Source organism: Streptomyces griseoruber, assembly GCF_001514205.1.
In the GTDB taxonomy this organism is placed as follows: Bacteria; Actinomycetota; Actinomycetes; order Streptomycetales; family Streptomycetaceae; genus Streptomyces; species Streptomyces griseoruber.
Map to the genome: position 1 here is coordinate 51446 of NZ_KQ948773.1, position 20024 is coordinate 71469.

Here is a 20024-nt window from a genome sequence, read left to right on the forward strand (position 1 = left end):
CAGTGTGGCTATGGTGGAGCCATGGCAGATCACACGACCATCCAGGTGTCCCGGCAGGCCCGGGACCACCTTGCCCAGGTCGCCAAGGACCGGGGGATGACTTTGGGGCAGCTTGTCGAGGAACTTGCGGCTCAGCAGCTCACGGCGGAGCAGATCGCGGAGCGGGTGGCCGCGACTCGCAAGGTGCTGCGCGAGCGGATGAGCTGCACGCTCACGGACGAGGAGTTCGATCAGGGGCCCAACGTTCTGGCCAACGTGTACGCGATGGCCGCCGAGAAGATGCACGCCCTGCGGAATCAGGCCGCAGCATGATCCTTCTCGACACCACCGCGGTGGTGTCGCTTGCCGGGGGACATCGCGCGCTCCACCACCTCGCGGAGAATGTGGCGCATACGCCCGGTGACTGGTTGCACATTCCCGCGCTGTGCCTCATGTACGCGGAGTCGCAGGAGAAGGGCATCGCGAGCGATGTTCTTGCTCTCCCTGGCGTAACGGTGGACCCCCTGACGCAAACAGCGGCAGCCACGGTCGGAGCGATGCACCGGGACGGCTGGGGCGGCACCGACATCTGCCACACCCTGTACATCGCTACCCCGCACCAGGAGACAGGCGGTATGTCGATCATCCTGACCGGCCGCGAGAACGACTACCCGCCGGGCATCCTCACCGTCGACATCGACTCCCCGGGCATGCTCGGCTTCCACTGAGACACGGCGGGACGACCACATGCCGTGGCCGTCCCGCCGCGCTGTCACTCGTCGTGGTTGGTGAGGCGCTCACCCCGGCTCACCGCGACGCGGAGGGCGTCCGCCAGGCACTCCGTCGTCCTGCGGAGCGCGAAGCGCAGTGCCCGCTCCCCGGCCACGGGGTCGGCGAGTACGGCCCTCGCTCCGCCGAGTACCTGTTCTCCCGAATCCAGTTGGGCCGCCTCCATGTCGTCGGCGAGCAGGGAGAGCCTGCTGGCGTCGCTGTCGGTGCTGAGGTAGCAGGGTTTGCCCTCGGGGGTGGTCCAGGGCAGGAGGCGGAGCCTGCGCTCTTCTGCGGTGTTCACGCGGCGACCTCCCCTCCGTGGATGCGGCGCGGGCCGACGCCGATACCGTGCGCTGCGAGCCAGAGGGCGCGGCGGCGCTGCCGTTGCAGCCTCCGTTCGTGGCGCTCGTCGGGGGTGAGGAGGTAGGGGCGCACGAGGGGGGTGTCGTACACGAAGGGGCAGGCCGCGTTGTGCGGGCGGTACGGGGGTGGGGGCAACGGCTGGTTGCCGGCGGCTGGTTGGTCCGGGACCGCTCGGTGGCGCCCCCCGGGCGGGCAGCAGGGCCCGTACGAGCAGGAGCAGTAGCGATTCGATGAATCCGGCGGTACGTTCGCGCATGTCGGCGCTCCCTCAGGCAAGCGTCGGCCACGCCCCCGGACCGAGCAGCATCGGTCGCGGGGGTTTGTCGTGGCAGGGGTGGTGACGAGCGGTGATTACCGTTCGTGACCTGATCGTCACAGGTGCGGCGTGCGCTGCGGAAGAGGTTCGGTGTTGTCTGGAGCGCCAGGCAACGGGGAGGGGTGACGTGGGCGAATCGAATGAGGGGGAACGGGAGTCGGGGCGGGCGGCACTGGGCCGAACGCTGAAGTTGCTCAGGGAGAAGGCGGGGAAGTCACTGGGGCAGCTTGCCGACGACACCGGGTACGACAAGAGCTATCTGAGCCGGCTGGAGTCCGGTGTCCGGCTGTCCAAAATGACGGTCATGGAGGACCTGGACAGCTATCACGGCTCCGGTGACCTGCTGGTTCGCCTGTGGCGTGACGCGCGTAAGGAGGTCGTCAAGGACAAGTACAAGAAGTTCATGGAACTGGAAGCGACGGCGCGGGTCATGTGGATGTTCCAACTGCGGGTGCCGGGCCTGTTGCAGACCGAGGACTATGCACGTGCGGTGTTGTCAGGGTTGTCTGGAGCTCGGACAACAGCTGGCAACGGCGAGGAAGTCGAAGAGCAGGTCGCGTTGCGCATGGGCCGCCAGGAGTTGCTGTACCGCGAACCGGCGCCGATTGTCCGCGTGATCCTGGATGAGGGGGCACTGCGGCGCCCGGTTCCCCACGCCAAGGTATGGGCAGACCAGTTGTCCCACCTGGTGAAGGCAGCGGAACTGCCGTCGGTAGCAATTCAGGTGCTGCCGTTCGCCGCCGGAGTGCACGACCTCATGGACAGCCATCTCTGGCTGTTGTGGCAGCGAGTAGGAGAACCCGTTGCCTACGTGGAAGGCAACGGCATCGGTGAGTTGTTCGACGATCCGGACAGGGTTTTGGCTTTTCGCCTGTCCTACGATCTGGTCAGGGAAGCGGCTCTGACTCCGGCGGAGTCGACGGCGTTCATCAAACGCCTTCTGGAGGAGCACAGATCATGAACCGAACCCCCGACCTGACCTCCGCGGTGTGGCGCAAGTCGTCCTACAGCGACGGGGGCGGCACGAACTGCGTCGAGGTCGCCGACGGCTACCCCGGCATAGTCCCCGTTCGCGACAGCAAGACCCCGACGGCCGCTCCGATCGTCTTCGCTGCTGCTTCCTGGGCGGAGTTCCTGCAGGGGATCAAGGGATCATGAACCATGCCCCCGATCTCGGCACCGCCGTCTGGCGCAAGTCGAGTTACAGCGAAGGGGGAGCCAACGACTGCGTCGAGGTCGCCGACGGCTACCCGGGCATAGTCCCCGTCCGCGACAGCAAGGCTTCGGCGGCCCGTCCGCTGGTCTTCCCGGCCACGCCCTTGGCAGATGAACTGGCGGCTCGATGCCCTCACTGCCTTCGACGCACTGCCTGACCGCGTTCGTGAGATCGTCCTCGAAGCCCGTGGCGAGGTGGCGTCCCGCCGAGTGGTGTAGCCGATCAAGCTGGTGGAATCCGCAGGTCGCGGCCCGAATCGCCCTCGCTGGAGGCTCTGTTGGGGCTCGCCGCGCCAGTACCAGCGGCGATCGCACGACGGACCTCAGCGGCACGTAGCGGACGGCTCCGAAGCGGAGACAACGGACCGTGATCGCCTACACCACGAAGCGGGACACAACCCGTGGCGAACTGGTCACAGCGAAGGACCCGTACTTCCGAGGCATCGAAACCGATACGTACCTGCCGGACGGCATGTGGGTCGAGCCGGCACGGTTCAGCCGGCCAAAGAGGCCTCGCGTGTGCTACTTCGACCAGGGAAACGGTTGGCTTACCCATACCTTCGTGCCGCGCGCAGAAGATCCGCAGATCACCGTGGAACAGGGTTTCTGGCAGGAGTACGAACCTCCTACGGTGCCTCCGGCGGAGCTGTAGGCGCCCCCGGCAGGCGGACCGTCGCCACCGTGCCGCCGCCGTGGGCGCGGGCCAGGTTCACCTGGCCGCCCGCCTGTTCCACCGTACGGGCCACGATGGACAGGCCGAGGCCGGAGCCGGGGAGGGCGCGGGCGCTGGGGGAGCGCCAGAAGCGGTCGAAGACGTGCGGGAGTTCGTCCTCGGGGATACCGGGGCCGTGGTCGCGGACGGTCAGGACGCCGTTCGTCAGCTGGACGTCGATCGTGCCGCCCTCGGGGCTGAACTTCACCGCGTTGTCCAGGATGTTGACGACCGCGCGCTCCAGGGCGGCGGGCTCCGCCCGGGTGAACCAGGGCTCCAGGTGGGCGTTGATCGTCAGCTCTGGTCCGCGCAGCCGGGCCCGGCGCAGGGCAGCCTGGACCGTGTCCTCCAGGTCGACCACCTGGACGCGTTCGCCGCGCTGGCCCTCCGAGCGGGAGAGCTCCTGGAGGTCGCCGATGAGCGAGGCCAGCTCCGTCATCTGCGCCTTCACCGAGGCGAGGAGGGCCTTGCGGTCGGCGGCCGGGATGGGGCGGCCGGTCTCCTCGCTGCGGGTGAGCAGCTCGATGTTGGTGCGGAGGGAGGTGAGGGGGGTGCGGAGTTCATGACCGGCGTCCGCGATCAGCTGCTGCTGGAGCTCGCGGGAGTTGGCGAGGGAGGCGGTCATCGAGTTGAAGGAGCGGGAGAGGCGGGCGATCTCGTCGTCGCTCTCGTCCTTCACCGGGATACGAATGCCCAGGTCCTCGGTGCGAGCGACGTGCTCGACCGCCTCGGTGAGCTTGTCGACGGGGCGGAGACCGGCTCGGGCGACGGCGAGACCTGCGGCACCAGCGCCGATGACTCCGATGCCGGAGACGAGAAGGAGGATGAGGGCGAGTTCGTTGAGAGTGGACTGGGTGTTCTTGAGGGGCACCGCGATGAGGAGTGCGGTGTCGGGGTAGAGCTGCGGCGGGCTGCCCATGCCCTGGCTGACCACGAGGGGGACGGTGAGCACCCGTACGGCGTTGCCGTCCGTGTCGGTGCCGTTGCGGATGAACCCGCTGTCGATTGCGCTCTTGCTGCTGTTCGCGTTCTTGATGACGTTCTTGTCGGAGCCGACGACCTTGACGGTGCCTGCCGAGTCCGAGGAGACGCAGGGGGTGCCGTCCGCCTTGACCAGCTGAAGGTAGACGTTCTGGGCCCGCAGGCCGTTGAAGCCCGTCTGGTTGGTCTGGTCGGTTGGGACGGTCTGGGGGCAGGCCTCGAGCAACTGCACGACCTGGCTGTAGCGCTGCGGCTGCGACATCTTCTCCAGGTCCGCGTTGACCTGTTTGTACAACTGCTTCTGCACGATGAACCAACACGTCACCGACACCGCCGCCACCGCGAACGCCACAGCGGCAGCGACCAGCATCGACAGCCGAGCCCGGATCGGCAGTGTCCGGAAGCGGCGGACCAGCTTGTTCACTCCGCGCCGCCCTGGCGCAGCACGTACCCCACACCCCGCACGGTGTGCACGAGGCGCGGTTCGCCGGCCGCCTCGGTCTTGCGGCGCAGATACATCACGTACACGTCCAGGGAGTTGGAGGACGGCTCGAAGTCGAAGCCCCAGACCGCCTTCAGGATCTGCTCACGCGTGAGGACCTGGCGCGGGTGTGCCATGAACATCTCCAGGAGGGTGAACTCCGTGCGGGTCAGTTCGACGGGCCGGCCGGCCCGGGTGACCTCGCGGGTCGCGAGGTCCATGCGCAGGTCGGCGAAGGTGAGCGCCTCGTCCTCCTCCACGGCGGCCGCGCCGGCCGCCGCCGCGTAGGAACTGCGCCGCAGCAGCGCGCGGACCCGGGCGAACAGCTCGTCCAGTTCGAACGGCTTGACCAGGTAGTCGTCGGCGCCCGCGTCGAGCCCGGTGACCCGGTCGCCGACCGTGTCGCGGGCCGTGAGCATGAGGATGGGGGTCGTGTCGCCCGCGCCCCGGATGCGGCGCGCGGCCGTCAGGCCGTCCATGCGGGGCATCTGGATGTCGAGGACGACCAGGTCGGGGCGGTAGGCCGTGGCCTTCTCCAAGGCGTCGGCGCCGTCGACGGCGACCTCCGTGTCGTAGCCCTCGAAGGCGAGGCTGCGCTGGAGTGCTTCCCGCACCGCCGGCTCGTCGTCGACGATCAGGATGCGCTGGGTGTCACGGTCGCCTTCGGCGGGGCTCATGGGCGTGGATCCTCGGGTGCGGTGGGACGGACGGGGGACGAGACCTTCAGCCTCGCATGCTTCCCGGTCCGTTCGTAGAGAGAGGGGCTGCGGGAGATCAGCCGCGCATCGCCGTGAGACGGTTCAGCGGGACCTTGCGGCGGTGCGGGCGGGTGGCGGGGGTGCGCAGGCCCATCAGCTGCGGCGCCGCCACCTCCGGGGCCCGCACGACCAGCTGCTTCACCGGCTCGTGCAGCTCGTACGCCACGTCGAGGGCCAGGGCGAGGTCGGCCGCGCCGACGCCGGTCACCGTGTGCGAAACCTGCTTGATCATGACGTACTCCCTGAGTGACGAGGAAAGGTCGTTCAGCTGTCGGAACCGCCGGCCCGCAGGGTCGCGAGGTCGGACTTGACGGTGTTGATCGGGATGGCGAAGCCGAGGCCGACGCTGCCGGCGTCCGAGGAGGAGGACGAGGACGCGGAGTACATCGCGGAGTTGATGCCGATGATGTTGCCGCTCGCGTCGATGAGCGCGCCGCCGGAGTTGCCGGGGTTGAGGGAGGCGTCCGTCTGGAGCGCCTTGTAGGTGGTGGTCGAGGTGCCGGTGTCGCCGTTGAACTGCTGGCCGCCGAACTCGAACGGCCACCCGCCGCTGCCGCCCTGCTGTTGCTGTTGCTGCTGGCTCTCGTCCGTCGAGACCGTCACATCGCGGTTCAGGGCCGAGACGATGCCACTGGTCACCGTGCCGGTGAGGCCCTCGGGGGAGCCGATCGCCACGACCTCGTCGCCGACCTGGACACCGTCGGAGTTGCCGAGGGTCGCCGCCTTCAGACCGGAGGCGTTCTCCAGCTTGATCAGCGCGAGGTCCTTCTTGCTGTCGGTGCCGACGACCTTCGCGGTGTAGCTCTTGCCGTCGCTGGTCGTCACCTTGATCGAGGAGGCGCCCGAGATGACGTGGTTGTTGGTGATGATCTCGCCGTCGCTGGTGATGATCACACCGGAGCCGGTGGAGGAGCCGTTGCTGAGGGTGGCGTTGATCTCGACGACGCTCGGGCTGACCGCGGCGGCGATCGAGGCGACGTCACCGGTCTTGCTGGACGGCACCACGCTGGTCGTGGTGGAGGAGGAGACCACCTGGTCCTTGCCGGTCAGCTCCTGTATCCCGTACGCCGTGCCGCCTCCGATGGCCGCGGCGACGATCGCCACGGCGGCGAGCAGGGCCAGCGGGCCGCGGGTGCGCTTCTTCTTGGGCTCCGGGGCTCCGGGCTCGGCCGCCACGGGGGTGAGGAGAGCGGTTCCGCCGCCGTTGCCGTCCCCGCCGGCCGGCGCGGCCTGCGTCTGCCACACCGCGGTGGGCTCGACCACCGGCTGCTGGTACGGCCCCTGCTGCACGGCCTGCTGCATCGTCTGCTGCGGGGCCTGCTGCGCGGTCTGCTGTACCGGCTGGTACGCCGGCGGGGGCGGCCACTCCGGGTTGACGGGGGAGGAAGCGTGCTGCTGGGCGCCCTGGTGAGGGGTGTCGAAGTTCTCGTACTCGCCGCTGCGGCGGAAGCTCTCGGTCATGGAAAGAAGCTTGTCCCGTGACCATGAGAGCTCCCTGAGTGCTCCCTGAGAACGCCGCCAGAACCTCGTATGCCCGATATAAAGCCGGAACAGGCAACGGGCCCGGGTCTCTCAGAGACCTCTCATGCGACGTCTCGTGCGGTCAGGCGCAGCCGCAGGAGCGGCGGGTCACCAGGCGGGACGGGAACTGCTTGAGGCGTTCCCGGCGGGAGCCCGCGATCCGTACCCCGTCGTCCAGGACCAGGTCCACCGCCGCGCGGGCCATCGCCGAGCGGTCCGATGCGATCGTTGTCATGGGCGGGTCAGCGAGGGCGGCTTCCTTGATGTCGTCGAAGCCGATGACGGCCAGCTCGCCCGGTACGTCGATGCGCAGCTCGCGGGCCGCGCGCAGCAGGCCGATCGCCTGGTCGTCGGTGGAGCAGAAGATCGCGGGCGGCCGGTCGGGGCCGGAGAGCAGGTCGAGGGCGACGCGATAGGCGTCGTAGCGGTTGTACGGCGCCTCGAAGAGCCGGCCCTCGGTGCTGAGCCCGGCCTCGGCCATGGCCTGCCGCCAGCCCTCGACGTGGTCGGAGACCGGGTCGCCGACGGAGGGGGTCTCGGCGGTGCCGCCCATACAGGCGACGTAGGCGCAGCCGTGCTCCAGCAGGTGGCGGACGGCGAGCCGGGCGCCGCCCAGGTCGTCGGTGACGACGGCGACGTCGTCGATGGCCTCGGGCCGCTCGTGCAGCAGCACCACCCGGGCGTCCCAGGCCTCGATCTCGGCGGCGGCCAGGTCGTTGAGCGCGTGGCTGACGAGGATCAGGCCGGAGACCCGCATCCCGAGGAACGCCCGCAGATAGTGGACCTCGCGCTCGGCGACGTAGTCGGTGTTGCCGACGAGGACCATCTTCCCGCGTTCGGAGGCGGCCTGCTCGACCGCGTGCGCCATCTCGCCGAAGAAGGGCTGACGGGCGTCCGGGATGATCAGGCCTATGAGATCCGTGCGCCGGGACGCCATCGCCTGGGCGACCCGGTCGGGCCGGTACCCCAGTTCCTTGATCGCGGCGAGGACGCGCTCGCGCGTTGCCGGGGCGACCGGCCGGGGTCCGTTGTTGATGACGTAGCTGACGACGGCGGTGGAGGTCCCCGCCAGTCGTGCAACGTCGTCCCGAGTCACCTTGGCCACGCGCGGAGTCTACGCGGATGGACCCGCTCTGGGCAGGGCGTACGTCACGTCCCTGTGCGGAAGCAATGCCTCCGCCGAGCGGATCCCGGCCGGTACCGGTGGGTAACCGAGAGGTACCGGCGAGTACTACGCGTCCGCCGCGACCTCTTCGGCGCCCACGGCGACCGCGTTGTCCGAATCCTCCGCGTTTACCCGCCCGGCCTTGGCCTTCGCGTCGTCACTGCCGCGCTCCGCCTTCTCAGGCGTAACGAATCGATAACCCACGTTCCGGACGGTGCCGATCAGCGACTCGTGCTCCGGGCCGAGCTTGGCGCGCAGCCGTCGTACGTGCACATCGACGGTACGGGTGCCGCCGAAGTAGTCGTAGCCCCACACCTCCTGGAGGAGCTGTGCGCGGGTGAACACCCGGCCGGGGTGCTGGGCCAGGTATTTCAGCAGCTCGAACTCCTTGAAGGTGAGGTCGAGGACCCGGCCCTTCAGCTTCGCGCTGTACGTCGCCTCGTCCACCGACAGATCGCCGTTGCGGATCTCCATCGGGGAGTCGTCGTTGACGATCTGCTGCCGGCCCATGGCGAGCCGCAGCCGCGCCTCCACCTCCGCCGGACCGGCGGTGTCGAGGAGGACGTCGTCGATGCCCCAGTCGGCGGTGACGGCGGCCAGGCCGCCCTCGGTGACGACGAGGATCAGCGGACAGCCGGGGCCGGTCGAGCGCAGCAGCTGGCACAGGCTGCGCACCTGCGGGAGGTCGCGGCGGCCGTCGATCAGGATGACGTCGGCACCTGGGGTGTCGACGAGTGCGGGTCCTTCCGCCGGAGCGACGCGCACGTTGTGCAGCAGCAGGCCGAGGGCGGGCAGCACCTCGGTCGACGGCTGGAGGGCATTGGTCAGGAGCAGCAGAGAACTCATATGTCTGGTTCCTCCTCGGTCCCTGCGAGGACGTTTGCGGCACTACGGCACTACGGCACTGCACGTTCCCGAAGGCCCCGTACACCTGCGGTCACCTGGAGTTTCCCGCTTCGTATACAACGCTTCCGAAAGCACAAAAGGACCCGGGGGCTACGCTGCCCGAGTCCTCTGCCCAGCAGAATAGCCCACATGAGCAACAGCCGGGCAGGTCATGTGGCGCGTTCCACCGTTCGTCCGAACTGCGAGACGGGCACCCGCACACCTTTGCGGACGTTTCTGCCCACTGTCGACGGGATTCCGATCGATTCCGTATACAACCCGGGTGCGGTCGTATACGACGGTTCGCCGCCATCCACCGTTCACCCGGTGTTCGTGATCGCGCACGGGTTCACCGGCGACGCCGACCGCCCCCATGTCCGCCGGGTCGCGGAGGCCTTCGCGCGGCACGGGGCCGTCGTCACCTTCTCCTTCCGGGGCCACGGACGGTCCGGCGGGCGCTCGACGGTCGGCGACAAGGAGGTCCTCGACCTGGAGGCCGCCGTCGCCTGGGCCCGCTCGCTCGGACACCCGCGCGTGGTGACCGTCGGCTTCTCGATGGGCGGCTCGGTCGTGCTCCGGCACGCGGCCCTGCACCGGGGCGTGGACGCCGTCGTCTCCGTCAGCGCGCCCGCCCGCTGGTACTACCGGGGCACCGTCCCGATGCGCAGGGTGCACTGGCTGATCACCCGCCCCGAGGGCCGGCTGCTCGGCCGCTGGGGCTTCCGCACCCGTATCCATCACCGCGACTGGGACCCCGTCCCCCTCTCCCCGACCGAGTCGGTCCCGAGGATCGCGCCCGCCCCGCTGCTGATCGTCCACGGCGACCGCGACGGCTACTTCCCCCTCGACCACCCCCGGATGCTCGCCGCGGCGGCGGGCGAGCACGGCGAACTCTGGCTGGAACCCGGCATGGGTCATGCCGAGCACGCGGCCGACGACGCCCTGCTGGCCCGGATCGGGGACTGGGCGGTGGCCCGGGCGGGCTAGCCTGAACCCTGTCGAAGAACGGAAGATCCGAGAGACGAACCGATCCGAGAAGGAACGCGATGCCCAAGGTCACCGTGCGCTACTGGGCGGCCGCCAAGGCCGCGGCCGGGATCGACGAGGAGCCGTACGACGCGGACACCCTCGCCGAGGCCCTCGATGCCGCGCGTGCGCGACACCCCGGCGAACTCACGCGTGTGCTGCGGCGATGCTCGTTCCTGATCGACGGTGACCCCGTGGGCACCCGCGCACATGAGACGGTACGGCTGGCCGACGGCGGCACGGTCGAGGTGCTCCCGCCGTTCGCAGGAGGGTGAGGATGACCGACCAGCAGCCGTATCAGCAGTACCAGGGGTACCAGGGGTACGACCAGCAGAACTGGCCCGCACAGCAGCAGGGACACGACGACCCGCAGGCGCACCTTCAGTACACCCAGCAGTGGCAGGGGCAGACCTGGGAGACCAGCGTCCAGCCACCGGTCACCGCGGACCCGGCCCACATGCCGGCGCAGGGGTACGAGGGCGGGTACGCGGCGCCCGCCGTCGCCGGGGCTGCCGTGGACCCGGGCCCCTTGGGTCACCCGGGTCACCCGGGCCACCCGGACCAGGCCGGTGCGCCCGCCCGGACGGAGGCGGCCGCGGCCTACGGCCCCGCCACCCTCGCCGGCAACTCCCGGGTCACCGACGCCCAGCGGGCCCGGCTCGAAGGGCGTTCGCCGATCATCGAGCCCGGGATGCAGCCCGCCGCGCTCACCGCGCTGCTGGGGCTGCTGCTGTCCGGCGCGGCGGCCGTGGGGACGTACGCCCTGCTGGTGCCGCTCGTCGTGCTCCAGGCCGTGACGGCGGCCGGCTGGTTCCGGCTGAACGGCATGTGGCCGGCCCGGCAGGGCATCGCGCTCGCCTTCCTCGGCGCGCTGGTCTCGGACGTGGCGCTGCTCGCCGCCGGCCGGGAGAACGCGCCCGCCGCGATCCTCGGCACCCTGGGCGTGTGGGTGCTGCTCTGCCTGGTCCTCCAGCTTCGTTCGCACGCCGACCCCGACGAGCGGATGTACGGCCTGATGGCGACCGTCGTCTCCGCCGCGCTGGCGATCCTCGCGACCGGGCACCTCGGCGCGGACCCGGAGGCGGTGACCGTGGGTACCGCGGCCGTCGCGGTCGCCGTCCTGGCCCGCGCGCTGCCGCTGCCGACCCCGGCCTCCGTCGTCGTGTCGCTGCTCGCCGCCGCCGGCGCGGGCATCGCGGTCGGCGGGATGACCGGAATGGGCGCGCAGGGCGCGCTGCTCGGCGCGGGCGCCGCGGCGTGCGCCCTGATCGGTCACCGGGTCGCGAGCTACGACTACCCCTCCCGCTTCGTCCACTTCACGGCGGGCGTGGCCCTGCCCCTCGCGGCCGCCGCACCCGCGGTGTATGTGCTGGGGCGGGTGCTCGGCTAGCGTTCCAGCGGGCCCGGGCGGGCTCTGTCACAGCTGATCGACAATTCCCCGGGGGTCCTTGCCCCCGGGGTTACGGTGGTCGGCGAGCCAAGCGAAAGTGCACACAGGGCAGACAGAGCAGACCGACCGTCAGGCCATCCGGGGGATCAACGGCAATGCGCGCGCTTCGAATACTGCTGATCATCGTCGTGGTCCTGGGGGGCCTCTTCGTCCTCGCGGACCGTCTCGCCGTCCACTTCGCCGAGGGCGAGGTCGCGGACAAGCTGAAGACCACCGAGGGCCTCACCACCACCCCCGACGTGTCCATCAGGGGCTTCCCCTTCCTCACCCAGATGGCCGGCGGCTCGCTGGACGACGTCGAGGTCGGCATCAAGGACTACGAGGCGGACACCGGCGTCAACGGGCAGAGCCTCCGCATCGACGACCTCCGGGCCGACATGAAGGGCGTCGAGTTCTCCGGCGACTACAGCTCCGCCACCGCCACCACGGCCTCCGGTACGGCGACCGTCGCCTACGACGAGCTGCTGAAGACCGCCAAGTCCGAGGAGACCCGGGTCGCGCCCGGACTCACCGCCGAGGTCGTCGGCCTCTCCGACGGCGGCGACGGCAAGATCAAGGTCACCGTCGAGGCGACCGTCCTGGGCGTGAAGCTCAAGGAGCCCGTCTCCGTGCTGAGCACGGTCAGCGTCGAGGGCGACACCGTCCGGGTGCACGCCGACTCGCTTCCCGACTTCCGCGGGGTGACGGCCGCCGAGAACGAGGTCCGCTCCGTCACCGACTTCCAGCAGAAGATCGAGGGGCTGCCCGGCGGCATCCGGCTCGACAAGGTGCAGGCGGGGAAGAACGGTGTGGAGATCACGGTGAAGGGTTCGAACGTCCGGCTCGCCGGGTAGGACCCCCTGGCGCCGGCCCCGGCGACATCCAGGACATTCGGACGGCCGACGTCCGACAGGCGAGACGCCGCCGTCCGAACCGTAGATGTGACGACGGATGCCTGCGCCCGGAGCCCCTGCGGGGACGGTCCGGGCGCAATCCATGTCCCATTATGTGGACGATCGCATCTCATCATCCGGCCAGCTGATGACACGCCCGCCTGTCCGTCCCTACGATCGACCGCATGATGCAGCGACAGGCGGATCTCACGAAGCGGCGGGCAGTAGACCTGTGCCGCGTCGCCGCCATGCTCTGTCGCCCTGTCTGACAGCGGAAGCGCCGCCGGCCTTCCGCGCCTCCCGGCGCCCTCGGACCGAGGGCATCCGTGCGCCGGCCGCCGGCGAGACCCGGCCGCGCACCCCCTCTTTCTTGCACACCCCCGCCGCAACTGCCCCGGAGGAGAACGAGCATGAGCCGCAACGACGTCCTGGTCGACGCCGACTGGGTCGAGGCCAACCTCGACAACGCCGACATCGCCATCGTCGAGGTCGACGAGGACACGTCGGCCTACGAGAAGAACCACATCCGCAACGCCATCCGGATCGACTGGACCCAGGACCTCCAGGACCCGGTCCGCCGTGACTTCATCGACCAGGAGGGCTTCGAGAAGCTCCTGTCGGCGAAGGGCATCGGCAACGACACCCTGGTGATCCTCTACGGCGGCAACAACAACTGGTTCGCGTCGTACGCGTACTGGTACTTCAAGCTGTACGGCCACGAGAACGTCAAGCTGCTCGACGGCGGCCGCAAGAAGTGGGAGCTGGACGCCCGCGAGCTGGTCGACGAGGTCCCGGTGCGCGCCGAGACCACCTACACCGCCAAGCCGCAGAACACCGCCATCCGTGCCTTCCGTGACGACGTCGTCGCCGCGATCGGCGCGCAGAACCTGGTCGACGTCCGTTCGCCCGACGAGTTCTCCGGCAAGCTGCTCGCCCCGGCCCACCTGCCGCAGGAGCAGTCGCAGCGCCCGGGCCACGTCCCGACCGCCCGCAACATCCCGTGGTCGAAGAACGCCAACGACGACGGCACCTTCAAGTCGGACGACGAGCTCAAGGAGCTCTACGCCGCCGAGCAGGTGGACCTCGCCAAGGACACCATCGCCTACTGCCGCATCGGCGAGCGCTCGGCCCTGACCTGGTTCGTCCTGCACGAGCTGCTCGGTGTCGAGAACGTCAAGAACTACGACGGCTCCTGGACCGAGTACGGCTCCCTGGTCGGCGTGCCGATCGAGCTCGGCGCCAACAAGTAACCCACCCAGCCCGCAAACCCGACCGGCCTTCCTTCCGTCCGGTCAGACCCCGATGGAGAAAGACATGTGTGGAGCGAAGGCCGGCGGCCCGGACGCCTCGACGATCAAGCCCGGTGAGACCACGATCCAGGGCCAGGTGACCCGCGACGGCGAGCCGGTGGTCGGATACGTCCGTCTGCTGGACTCGACCGGCGAGTTCACCGCGGAGGTCCCCACCTCCGCCACCGGGCAGTTCCGCTTCTACGCGGCCGAGGGCACCTGGACCGTCCGTGCCCTCGTCCCCGGCGCCACCGCGGACCGTACGGTCGTCGCCCAGCAGGGCGGACTCGCGGAGGTCGCGATCGCGGTCTGAGGACCGCAGGGCTCGGGCGGTCTGTGACGGACGCCTTACGGCTGAGGGCCGTACCCCGGGGGTGACCCCGCGGGTACGGCCCTCAGCCGTCGCCGGACCTACGCTGGAAGCATGTACGCGCGCCGGCGTCACCTCTACTTCGCCATGATGGGCACCTGCATCGGCCTGTTCGTCCTGGCCTGGGCCGTCGTGCGCATCTGGTCGGTGCCGGTGGCGGTCGGCATGTGCGTGGTCGCCATGGTCATCCCGCCGCTCGCGGCGATGGTCGCCAACCGGCGCGGCCCGGAGGACCGCTGGTGGGACGACCCCTCCGGCGACCCGAAGTCCGACGAGTGGTGGGACGAACTGGACGGCAAGAAGCGCCGTCAGTAGACGAGGGCCTGGGTGCCGTCGGCCATCGCCTCCTGGACGAACACCTGCGCACCCGCGATCCGTACGCCGTCGATGACGTCCTTCTCCGTGATGTCCCGCCGGGCCGCGCACTGCGTGCAGAGCGTGAGCCGTCCGCCGGCCAGGACGGACTCGATGAGATCGGGCAGCGGGGCGGCGTGCGGCAGCTCGAACTCGGCCGCCCGGCCCGGCAGCGCGAACCACGCGGACTCCCCGGTCAGCCACAGCGACACCTCGACCCCACTGGCCACGGCCACCGCCGCGACCGTGAACCCCTGCGAGCACCGCTCGGGGGCGTCGGCCCCGGCGGTCACCTTGATCACGAGCTTCTTCGCCATGACCGAATCGTAATCAACTCCCTTACAACTCCTGGTGTTGATCATGGGTCTCCTGTGAAGCGCCGACACGCGATACGGATGGTCGGCGCCGCACGTACGGAGGGGGACGGTGTGCCGGAAGAGGTTCATGAAAGACCGCGGGTGGCTCCCGTGCGACGGAGGGGGCGTACGACGCTGCTGATCGCCGGTGCCGTGGTGCTCGGCCTGGTGGCCGGGACCTGCGCCGGCTATCTGGTCCAGGCCGACCGGGAGCCGACGAAGCTGCCCTCGCTCTCGCAGCCGACGATGCCGCAGGCGAAGGGGCCCGCCCCCGAGCCGCTGCCGGCGACGCGGGACCGTCAGGTGAAGACCGACGGTGACCTGCGCAAACTGCTGCTGACGAAGCCGAAGGGCACCAAGGACGCCTCCTGGCTGGAGGGCCAGGACGGCTGGCTGGACCTGGCCGCCTACGCCGACTCCTACGAGAAGCCGAAGGAGATCTTCGGCGACCTGGTCGGCAACGAGTTCCGCAGGGTCGCCGTCACCGGCTGGGAGGCGGGCGGCTCGTACACCGTGGAGCTGCGGCTGGTGCAGTTCCGGCAGGAGGAGACGGTCGCGGCCGCCGACTACTGCGACAACGGCCAGTACTGGGCGGAGAAGGCGGGCTCCACCGACAGTTGGCCGGTCGCCGGTACCGGCACGGGGATGGCGTACGTCCACCACAAACCGCAGACCGAGGCCGGGTACCTGCCGCTCTACAGCGCGGAGGCGCACGCCTGGCGCGGCGACATCGCCATGGAGGTCTGGATCTACGGGTCCAGGGTGATCCCCAAGAAGACGATCATGGACCTGGCCGAGCGGCAGATGGAGCGGCTGTGAGCGAGCAGGAGTACGAGGCCGCAGGAGCCGGGCCGGCCGGCTCGGTGGGTCCGGTGGAACCGGTGGGCCCCGAACTGATCGTGCCCCCGGCCGAACCGGCCGACCCCGCCGCCCGGCGTCGGCGCCGGCGCCGGGCCGCGGCCGTCGCGGGGTCCCTGGTGCTGGCCGGGGCCCTGGTCGCGGGCGTCGGCTTCACGGTCGTCACCGTGCGGGACGCCGACCGGGACGCCGGTGCGCCCGTCTGGAAGTTCCCGAAGGAGACGTCGGCGGCCGACCGGCCGGAGCAGCCCGGGACGAGCCGTACCGGCCTCGCCGCGATGCTCGTCCCCTACGGCACGGAGGGGTTCACCCGGGGGCCGGACATCGGTGAGTTCGGCGCCGACGCGCAGCTCAGCGGGGAGCGGGCGGCAGCCCTGCGCAAGGAGTCGCTGAAGGATCTGCCGCGGTCGCAGCGCAAGCGGCTGGAGCAGCGGATCGACAAGCAGCGCATCAAGGGCATGGCGATGCGCAGCTACCTCAGCGAGGAGACCAGCGCCCTCGATGTGAACGAGGGGGTGTACTCCGTCAGCATCACGCTGTCCCAGATGGACAACAAGGCGGCGGTGCGGGACATCGCGACCTTCCAGGGGGAGTTCCTCGACGCGCTGGACATCTTCCGCAAGGGGCCGGAGATCAAGGGCCACAAGAACGCGAAGTGCTTCCTGCCGCCCAAGGACGCCGACTCCGACCTCGAGGGCATGTTCTGCTCCGCGTACGTCGGCGAGGTCCTGGTCAGCCTGAACGCCGAGGCCGTCAAGCCACTCGACACCAAGGGAGTCGCCTTGCTCCTGCGCGAACAACTCGACCGCATCGCGGAGCCGGGGGAGGCGGTATGACCGACGAACAGCTCCCGCCGGAGCAGCCAGCGGCCGGTGCGGACGTGGCGGTCGCCGCCGAGCCTGCCGTCGGCACGGAGGCGGCGAGCGGCTCTGGCGGGGTGACCGGGCCGGAGCCGTACGGGGCCGACGCCGATGGCGGGGACGTGGCGGGCGAGGGCGGAGCCGAGGCGGTCGGGGGTGCCCGCAAGGCGCGGGGTGCCCTGGTGCGCGGTGTGTTCCGGTGGGCGGCCGTGGTGACCGTCTTCGCGGTGGTCGGTGCGTCGACCGCGTACGGCATCACGCGGATGGACCGCACGGACGTACCGGGTCTGGCGACACGGTCCGACGGCCGGTGGGCGTACCCGACGCTCACCAAGCCGCCCCTGCCCTCCGGCAGCCCCGGCCCCTTCGCCGGGGCCAACCCCTCCGGCGCCCACTACGCCGACCTGCGCGCCCTCGTGCTGCCCGCCCCCGAGGGCGCGACGCAGGACAAGGCGCTGGCCGGCTCCGACGGCTGGCTGGCGACCGAGGACTTCCTGAAGGAGTTCGAGGAGGCCCGCCGGGGCGACATCCGGGACAAACTCGTGGACGCCGGCCTGCGGCACGTCGCGGCCCGCGGCTGGACCACCCCCGACGGCATCACCACCCGTGTCTACCTGCTGCGGTTCGGCTCGGTGGCCGTCACCGAGCAGGTCCTCGGCGACACCCTCACCCGCTACGACGCCCCGGTGTACCCGGTGCGCGGCGCCGACGCCTACGCGCGGGACGAGGACTTCCCGCTGGCCCCCCAGTCCAAGAACGTCGCGCTGACGCCGTACGCCGAGACGAAGCCGTACGGCAGTGAGCAGGTCCGCCTCGCGTACCTGAGCGCCGGTGACGTCCTGGCGATGATCGTGCAGGCAGGGAAGGGCGGTATGCCGGGGATCCCGTTCCAGCAGACGGTGGTCCTCCAGAGCGAGCTGCTCGAGTGACCCCCGGGCGCCCGTGAGGGCCCACCTCACACGGAGGGCCGGTCCCCGGCCGCGTAAGCTGGGGGCCGGCCCTGTGCAGTACGGAACCAACCCCGCTCATCCGAGGAGCACCCCGTGGAGATCTTCTTCGAAACCCTGCTGGTCCTGGTCTGCGTCGGTGTTCTCGCCTTCGCCGCCCTGACCGTGAAGAAGCTGTACCAGGGCCAGCGCTGACCGACCGATCCAGGAACTGCCAACCATGATCGAGATCCCGTCCGACCTTCACACGGACCTCGTCCCCCTCGCCTTCCTGCTGGGCACCTGGGCGGGCGCCGGTGTGCACGACTTCCCCGGTGCGGAGAAGTGCAACTTCGGGCAGGAGGTCACCTTCGGCCACGACGGCCGTGACTTCCTGGAGTACCGGTCCCACACCTGGGTCCTGGACAACGACGGCAACAAGATCCGTCCCCTGGAGTCCGAGTCCGGCTTCTGGCGGATCGACGGCTCCCGCAAGGTCGAGGTGACGATGACCCGCGACGACGGCGTCATCGAGATCTGGTACGGCGAGATGGCCGACAAGAAGCCGCAGATCGACCTGTTCACGGACGCCGTCGCCCGCACGGCCGCCTCCCGCCCCTACACCGGCGGCAAGCGGCTCTACGGCTATGTCAAGAGCGACCTGATGTGGGTCGGCGAGAAGCAGACCCCCGAGGTCGAGCTGCGCCCCTACATGTCGGCCCACCTGAAGAAGGTCGTCACGCCCGAGGACGTCGAGCGCTGGGCCAAGGCCCTGCCCGACGACATGCCGGACGACGGCATCGCGTTCTTCAAGTAGTTCACGTGTTCGGCTGAAGTCGGCCAGGCATGCGCCCGTCGGGATGCCCTGGCGGGCACCCGGATCAGTCGGGCGCGCAGCGGCTGGTGGATGTGGGTCTGCGGGGCCAGGTCAGTGGCCCCTGCTCTCACCCTCGTGACATGAGGGCTGGACGCGGCCGGTCTCACCGAAGCCATCGGTGCCCGAGCTGCAAACCTGGGAGGCTGGTCCTGGGTGGCTGACGTAGTTCTAGACTTCCAGTGTGGTGAGCACCGACTGGAAGAGCGACCTCAGGCAGCGCGGCTACCGGCTGACGCCGCAGCGGCAACTCGTGCTGGAAGCCGTGGACACCCTTGAGCACGCGACCCCCGACGACATCCTCACGGAAGTGAAGAGGACGGCGTCGGGGGTCAACATTTCCACCGTCTACCGGACCCTGGAGCTCCTGGAGGAGCTGGGCCTGGTCAGCCATGCCCATCTGGGGCACGGCGCGCCGACGTACCACCTCGCCGACCGGCACCACCACATCCACCTGGTCTGCCGGGACTGCGAGAACGTCATCGAGGCCGATGTGCAGGTGGCCGCCGAGTTCACGGCCAAGCTGCGGGAGACCTTCGGCTTCGAGACGGACATGAAGCACTTCGCGATCTTCGGCAGATGCCGGGACTGCACATCGAAGGCCGGGGCGGACGGGCGTTCGACCGCCAAGAGTTCCCTTACCGAGTCGTAGGCTTGGCGCATGAAGAGCCCTCTGCTGTCCCTGCCCGGCGCCGTCCCCGCCGAGGGCCCGGACGAAGGTGTCGCGGCCCACTACGGCGACCTGTTCCGCGAGCAGCGCGCCCTCGCCGACGGCACCGGTTTCGTCGACCTCTCGCACCGCGGAGTCGTCACCGTCACCGGCGAGGACCGGCTGAGCTGGCTGCACCTGCTGCTCACCCAGCACGTCAGCGACCTCCCGGCCGGCCAGGCCGCCGAGGCCCTGATCCTCTCCGCGCACGGCCACATCGAGCACGCGCTCTACCTGGTCGACGACGGCACCACGGTCTGGGCCCACGTCGAACCCGGCACCCAGGAGGCGCTCCTCGCCTACCTGGAGTCGATGAAGTTCTTCTACCGGGTCGAGGTCGCCGACCGCACCGCCGACACCGCCGTCGTCCACCTCCCCGCCGGCTCCATCGCCGAGGTGCCGGAGGGCGTCGCCGTCCGCGAGACCCCGTACGGCCGCGATCTCTTCCTCCCGCGCGCGGACCTGGAGTCGTACGCCGGGAAGACGGGCCCTGCGGCCGGGATCCTCGCCCACGAGGCCCTGCGCGTCGAGCAGCACCGCCCCCGCGTCGGCTTCGAGACCGACCACCGCACCATCCCGCACGAGCTGGGCTGGATCGGCACCGCGGTCCATCTCCAGAAGGGCTGCTACCGCGGCCAGGAGACGGTCGCCCGCGTCCAGAACCTGGGCAAGCCGCCCCGCCGCCTGGTCTTCCTGCACCTCGACGGCAGCGAGGTCCACCTCCCGCCGCACGGCACCGAACTCCGGGTCGCCGACGAGGCCCCCGACGGCCGCAAGATCGGCTTCATCACGAGCTCGGTACGCCACCACGAACTGGGCCCGGTGGCCCTGGCCCTGGTGAAGCGGAACGTCCCCGTGGACGCCCCGCTGATGGCCGGCACCACGGCGGCGGCCCAGGAGACGGTGGTCGAGCCCTAGTGCCGCGGCAGGCAA

Annotated in this window: 29 protein-coding genes; 20 read left to right on the forward strand and 9 right to left on the reverse strand. The window is 70.1% G+C overall.

Annotation, left to right across the window (positions count from 1 at the left end; all coding sequences use genetic code 11):
• The first annotated feature begins 21 nt into the window (after positions 1-21).
• Both AQJ64_RS26060 and AQJ64_RS26065 read left to right on the forward strand, forming a co-directional pair.
• Entirely contained in the window at positions 22-312 is a 291-nt protein-coding gene (locus AQJ64_RS26060; protein WP_055634043.1) for a hypothetical protein, read from the forward strand.
• Positions 309-707 (forward strand): PIN domain-containing protein, encoded by a 399-nt coding sequence (locus AQJ64_RS26065; RefSeq protein WP_055634044.1) that lies wholly within the window; start codon positions 309-311, stop codon positions 705-707. Before AQJ64_RS26060 ends, AQJ64_RS26065 begins: the two co-directional genes overlap by 4 nt.
• A 44-nt stretch (positions 708-751) precedes the next feature.
• Here the strand turns inward: AQJ64_RS26065 and AQJ64_RS26070 are convergent, their stop codons facing one another.
• Both AQJ64_RS26070 and AQJ64_RS26075 read right to left on the reverse strand, forming a co-directional pair.
• Entirely contained in the window at positions 752-1051 is a 300-nt protein-coding gene (locus tag AQJ64_RS26070; protein ID WP_055634045.1) for a hypothetical protein, read from the reverse strand.
• On the reverse strand, positions 1048-1248 hold the full coding sequence (locus AQJ64_RS26075) for a hypothetical protein (RefSeq protein ID WP_055634046.1): 201 nt from the start codon (positions 1246-1248) through the stop codon (positions 1048-1050). The genes AQJ64_RS26070 and AQJ64_RS26075 overlap by 4 nt, the downstream gene beginning before the upstream one ends.
• A gap of 308 nt (positions 1249-1556) precedes the next feature.
• On the opposite strand from AQJ64_RS26075, the gene AQJ64_RS26080 reads away from it, so the two are divergent.
• The 4 genes from AQJ64_RS26080 to AQJ64_RS26090 all read left to right on the forward strand — a co-directional run bounded on the left by AQJ64_RS26080 (position 1557) and on the right by AQJ64_RS26090 (position 3296).
• Positions 1557-2390, forward strand: coding sequence for a helix-turn-helix domain-containing protein (locus AQJ64_RS26080; protein ID WP_055634047.1), 834 nt, complete (start codon positions 1557-1559; stop codon positions 2388-2390).
• Entirely contained in the window at positions 2387-2587 is a 201-nt protein-coding gene (locus AQJ64_RS26085) for a DUF397 domain-containing protein (RefSeq protein ID WP_055634048.1), read from the forward strand. The genes AQJ64_RS26080 and AQJ64_RS26085 overlap by 4 nt, the downstream gene beginning before the upstream one ends.
• Positions 2584-2802: a DUF397 domain-containing protein gene (locus AQJ64_RS46435; RefSeq protein WP_079061943.1), complete on the forward strand. Its 219-nt coding sequence runs from the start codon at positions 2584-2586 to the stop codon at positions 2800-2802. The genes AQJ64_RS26085 and AQJ64_RS46435 overlap by 4 nt, the downstream gene beginning before the upstream one ends.
• 209 nt (positions 2803-3011) lie before the next feature.
• Positions 3012-3296, forward strand: a complete 285-nt coding sequence (locus tag AQJ64_RS26090; protein ID WP_055634049.1) for a hypothetical protein — start codon at positions 3012-3014, stop codon at positions 3294-3296.
• On the opposite strand, the gene AQJ64_RS26095 is transcribed toward AQJ64_RS26090, so the two are convergent.
• From AQJ64_RS26095 to AQJ64_RS26120, 6 genes are all read right to left on the reverse strand, one after another.
• The gene (locus tag AQJ64_RS26095; protein ID WP_240512615.1) at positions 3271-4761 is read right to left on the reverse strand and encodes a HAMP domain-containing sensor histidine kinase; all 1491 of its coding nucleotides are present in this window, start codon (positions 4759-4761) and stop codon (positions 3271-3273) included. The genes AQJ64_RS26090 and AQJ64_RS26095 overlap by 26 nt on opposite strands.
• Positions 4758-5495 carry a response regulator transcription factor gene (locus tag AQJ64_RS26100; protein WP_055634050.1) on the reverse strand — a complete coding sequence of 246 codons (738 nt, stop codon included), beginning with the start codon at positions 5493-5495 and terminating at the stop codon, positions 4758-4760. The genes AQJ64_RS26095 and AQJ64_RS26100 overlap by 4 nt, the downstream gene beginning before the upstream one ends.
• A gap of 97 nt (positions 5496-5592) precedes the next feature.
• Positions 5593-5808 carry a hypothetical protein gene (locus AQJ64_RS26105; protein WP_055634051.1) on the reverse strand — a complete coding sequence of 72 codons (216 nt, stop codon included), beginning with the start codon at positions 5806-5808 and terminating at the stop codon, positions 5593-5595.
• 32 nt (positions 5809-5840) lie between these two features.
• Positions 5841-7037 (reverse strand): S1C family serine protease, encoded by a 1197-nt coding sequence (locus tag AQJ64_RS26110; protein WP_055634052.1) that lies wholly within the window; start codon positions 7035-7037, stop codon positions 5841-5843.
• A gap of 142 nt (positions 7038-7179) precedes the next feature.
• Positions 7180-8202, reverse strand: a complete 1023-nt coding sequence (locus AQJ64_RS26115; protein ID WP_055634053.1) for a LacI family DNA-binding transcriptional regulator — start codon at positions 8200-8202, stop codon at positions 7180-7182.
• A gap of 126 nt (positions 8203-8328) precedes the next feature.
• Complete coding sequence (locus AQJ64_RS26120; protein ID WP_055634054.1) at positions 8329-9108, reverse strand: winged helix-turn-helix transcriptional regulator; 780 nt, start codon at positions 9106-9108, stop codon at positions 8329-8331.
• A gap of 189 nt (positions 9109-9297) precedes the next feature.
• On the opposite strand from AQJ64_RS26120, the gene AQJ64_RS26125 reads away from it, so the two are divergent.
• The 8 genes from AQJ64_RS26125 to AQJ64_RS26155 all read left to right on the forward strand — a co-directional run bounded on the left by AQJ64_RS26125 (position 9298) and on the right by AQJ64_RS26155 (position 14469).
• The gene (locus AQJ64_RS26125; RefSeq protein WP_206189695.1) at positions 9298-10134 is read left to right on the forward strand and encodes an alpha/beta hydrolase; all 837 of its coding nucleotides are present in this window, start codon (positions 9298-9300) and stop codon (positions 10132-10134) included.
• A gap of 59 nt (positions 10135-10193) precedes the next feature.
• Complete coding sequence (locus AQJ64_RS26130) at positions 10194-10448, forward strand: MoaD/ThiS family protein (protein WP_055634056.1); 255 nt, start codon at positions 10194-10196, stop codon at positions 10446-10448.
• 2 nt (positions 10449-10450) lie between these two features.
• Positions 10451-11563, forward strand: a complete 1113-nt coding sequence (locus tag AQJ64_RS26135) for a hypothetical protein (RefSeq protein ID WP_055634057.1) — start codon at positions 10451-10453, stop codon at positions 11561-11563.
• Between the two features lie 155 nt (positions 11564-11718).
• Positions 11719-12456, forward strand: a complete 738-nt coding sequence (locus AQJ64_RS26140; RefSeq protein WP_055634058.1) for an LmeA family phospholipid-binding protein — start codon at positions 11719-11721, stop codon at positions 12454-12456.
• A gap of 227 nt (positions 12457-12683) precedes the next feature.
• Positions 12684-12764: an Ms5788A family Cys-rich leader peptide gene (locus tag AQJ64_RS52465; protein ID WP_359001348.1), complete on the forward strand. Its 81-nt coding sequence runs from the start codon at positions 12684-12686 to the stop codon at positions 12762-12764.
• Between the two features lie 141 nt (positions 12765-12905).
• The gene (locus tag AQJ64_RS26145) at positions 12906-13745 is read left to right on the forward strand and encodes a sulfurtransferase (RefSeq protein WP_055634059.1); all 840 of its coding nucleotides are present in this window, start codon (positions 12906-12908) and stop codon (positions 13743-13745) included.
• Between the two features lie 64 nt (positions 13746-13809).
• Positions 13810-14097 carry a DUF1416 domain-containing protein gene (locus tag AQJ64_RS26150; RefSeq protein WP_020122955.1) on the forward strand — a complete coding sequence of 96 codons (288 nt, stop codon included), beginning with the start codon at positions 13810-13812 and terminating at the stop codon, positions 14095-14097.
• A gap of 111 nt (positions 14098-14208) precedes the next feature.
• A complete protein-coding gene (locus AQJ64_RS26155; RefSeq protein ID WP_055634060.1) occupies positions 14209-14469 on the forward strand; it encodes a DUF3099 domain-containing protein in 261 nt (86 codons plus the stop codon).
• On the opposite strand, the gene AQJ64_RS26160 is transcribed toward AQJ64_RS26155, so the two are convergent.
• Entirely contained in the window at positions 14463-14825 is a 363-nt protein-coding gene (locus AQJ64_RS26160) for a DsrE family protein (protein WP_055634061.1), read from the reverse strand. The two genes, AQJ64_RS26155 and AQJ64_RS26160, sit on opposite strands and share 7 nt — an antisense overlap.
• Positions 14826-14975: 150 nt before the next feature.
• Between AQJ64_RS26160 and AQJ64_RS26165 the strand changes: the two genes are divergently transcribed.
• From AQJ64_RS26165 to ygfZ, 6 genes are all read left to right on the forward strand, one after another.
• The gene (locus AQJ64_RS26165) at positions 14976-15683 is read left to right on the forward strand and encodes a hypothetical protein (RefSeq protein WP_338059978.1); all 708 of its coding nucleotides are present in this window, start codon (positions 14976-14978) and stop codon (positions 15681-15683) included.
• Complete coding sequence (locus tag AQJ64_RS26170; RefSeq protein ID WP_240512616.1) at positions 15680-16558, forward strand: hypothetical protein; 879 nt, start codon at positions 15680-15682, stop codon at positions 16556-16558. The genes AQJ64_RS26165 and AQJ64_RS26170 overlap by 4 nt, the downstream gene beginning before the upstream one ends.
• Entirely contained in the window at positions 16555-17511 is a 957-nt protein-coding gene (locus tag AQJ64_RS26175; protein ID WP_107103391.1) for a hypothetical protein, read from the forward strand. Before AQJ64_RS26170 ends, AQJ64_RS26175 begins: the two co-directional genes overlap by 4 nt.
• Before the next feature lie 238 nt (positions 17512-17749).
• Positions 17750-18325 (forward strand): heme-binding beta-barrel domain-containing protein, encoded by a 576-nt coding sequence (locus tag AQJ64_RS26180; RefSeq protein WP_055634063.1) that lies wholly within the window; start codon positions 17750-17752, stop codon positions 18323-18325.
• Between the two features lie 241 nt (positions 18326-18566).
• Positions 18567-19034, forward strand: coding sequence for a Fur family transcriptional regulator (locus tag AQJ64_RS26185; RefSeq protein WP_055634064.1), 468 nt, complete (start codon positions 18567-18569; stop codon positions 19032-19034).
• 9 nt (positions 19035-19043) lie between these two features.
• The gene (gene ygfZ / locus AQJ64_RS26190) at positions 19044-20009 is read left to right on the forward strand and encodes a CAF17-like 4Fe-4S cluster assembly/insertion protein YgfZ (protein WP_055634065.1); all 966 of its coding nucleotides are present in this window, start codon (positions 19044-19046) and stop codon (positions 20007-20009) included.
• The last annotated feature ends 15 nt before the right edge of the window (positions 20010-20024 follow it).

Excerpts from the sequence above, each read along its gene's own strand:
- AQJ64_RS26060 (WP_055634043.1), top strand. The coding sequence starts at position 22 with ATGGCAGATCACACGACCATCCAGGTGTCCCGGCAGGCCCGGGACCAC.
- AQJ64_RS26065 (WP_055634044.1), top strand. The coding sequence starts at position 309 with ATGATCCTTCTCGACACCACCGCGGTGGTGTCGCTTGCCGGGGGACAT.
- AQJ64_RS26085 (WP_055634048.1), top strand. The coding sequence starts at position 2,387 with ATGAACCGAACCCCCGACCTGACCTCCGCGGTGTGGCGCAAGTCGTCC.
- AQJ64_RS46435 (WP_079061943.1), top strand. The coding sequence starts at position 2,584 with ATGAACCATGCCCCCGATCTCGGCACCGCCGTCTGGCGCAAGTCGAGT.
- AQJ64_RS26100 (WP_055634050.1), bottom strand. The coding sequence starts at position 5,495 with ATGAGCCCCGCCGAAGGCGACCGTGACACCCAGCGCATCCTGATCGTC.
- AQJ64_RS26105 (WP_055634051.1), bottom strand. The coding sequence starts at position 5,808 with ATGATCAAGCAGGTTTCGCACACGGTGACCGGCGTCGGCGCGGCCGAC.
- AQJ64_RS26110 (WP_055634052.1), bottom strand. The coding sequence starts at position 7,037 with ATGACCGAGAGCTTCCGCCGCAGCGGCGAGTACGAGAACTTCGACACC.
- AQJ64_RS26120 (WP_055634054.1), bottom strand. The coding sequence starts at position 9,108 with ATGAGTTCTCTGCTGCTCCTGACCAATGCCCTCCAGCCGTCGACCGAG.
- AQJ64_RS26125 (WP_206189695.1), top strand. The coding sequence starts at position 9,298 with ATGAGCAACAGCCGGGCAGGTCATGTGGCGCGTTCCACCGTTCGTCCG.
- AQJ64_RS26130 (WP_055634056.1), top strand. The coding sequence starts at position 10,194 with ATGCCCAAGGTCACCGTGCGCTACTGGGCGGCCGCCAAGGCCGCGGCC.
- AQJ64_RS26135 (WP_055634057.1), top strand. The coding sequence starts at position 10,451 with ATGACCGACCAGCAGCCGTATCAGCAGTACCAGGGGTACCAGGGGTAC.
- AQJ64_RS26140 (WP_055634058.1), top strand. The coding sequence starts at position 11,719 with ATGCGCGCGCTTCGAATACTGCTGATCATCGTCGTGGTCCTGGGGGGC.
- AQJ64_RS52465 (WP_359001348.1), top strand. The coding sequence starts at position 12,684 with ATGCAGCGACAGGCGGATCTCACGAAGCGGCGGGCAGTAGACCTGTGC.
- AQJ64_RS26145 (WP_055634059.1), top strand. The coding sequence starts at position 12,906 with ATGAGCCGCAACGACGTCCTGGTCGACGCCGACTGGGTCGAGGCCAAC.
- AQJ64_RS26150 (WP_020122955.1), top strand. The coding sequence starts at position 13,810 with ATGTGTGGAGCGAAGGCCGGCGGCCCGGACGCCTCGACGATCAAGCCC.
- AQJ64_RS26155 (WP_055634060.1), top strand. The coding sequence starts at position 14,209 with ATGTACGCGCGCCGGCGTCACCTCTACTTCGCCATGATGGGCACCTGC.
- AQJ64_RS26160 (WP_055634061.1), bottom strand. The coding sequence starts at position 14,825 with ATGGCGAAGAAGCTCGTGATCAAGGTGACCGCCGGGGCCGACGCCCCC.
- AQJ64_RS26175 (WP_107103391.1), top strand. The coding sequence starts at position 16,555 with ATGACCGACGAACAGCTCCCGCCGGAGCAGCCAGCGGCCGGTGCGGAC.
- AQJ64_RS26180 (WP_055634063.1), top strand. The coding sequence starts at position 17,750 with ATGATCGAGATCCCGTCCGACCTTCACACGGACCTCGTCCCCCTCGCC.
- ygfZ (WP_055634065.1), top strand. The coding sequence starts at position 19,044 with ATGAAGAGCCCTCTGCTGTCCCTGCCCGGCGCCGTCCCCGCCGAGGGC.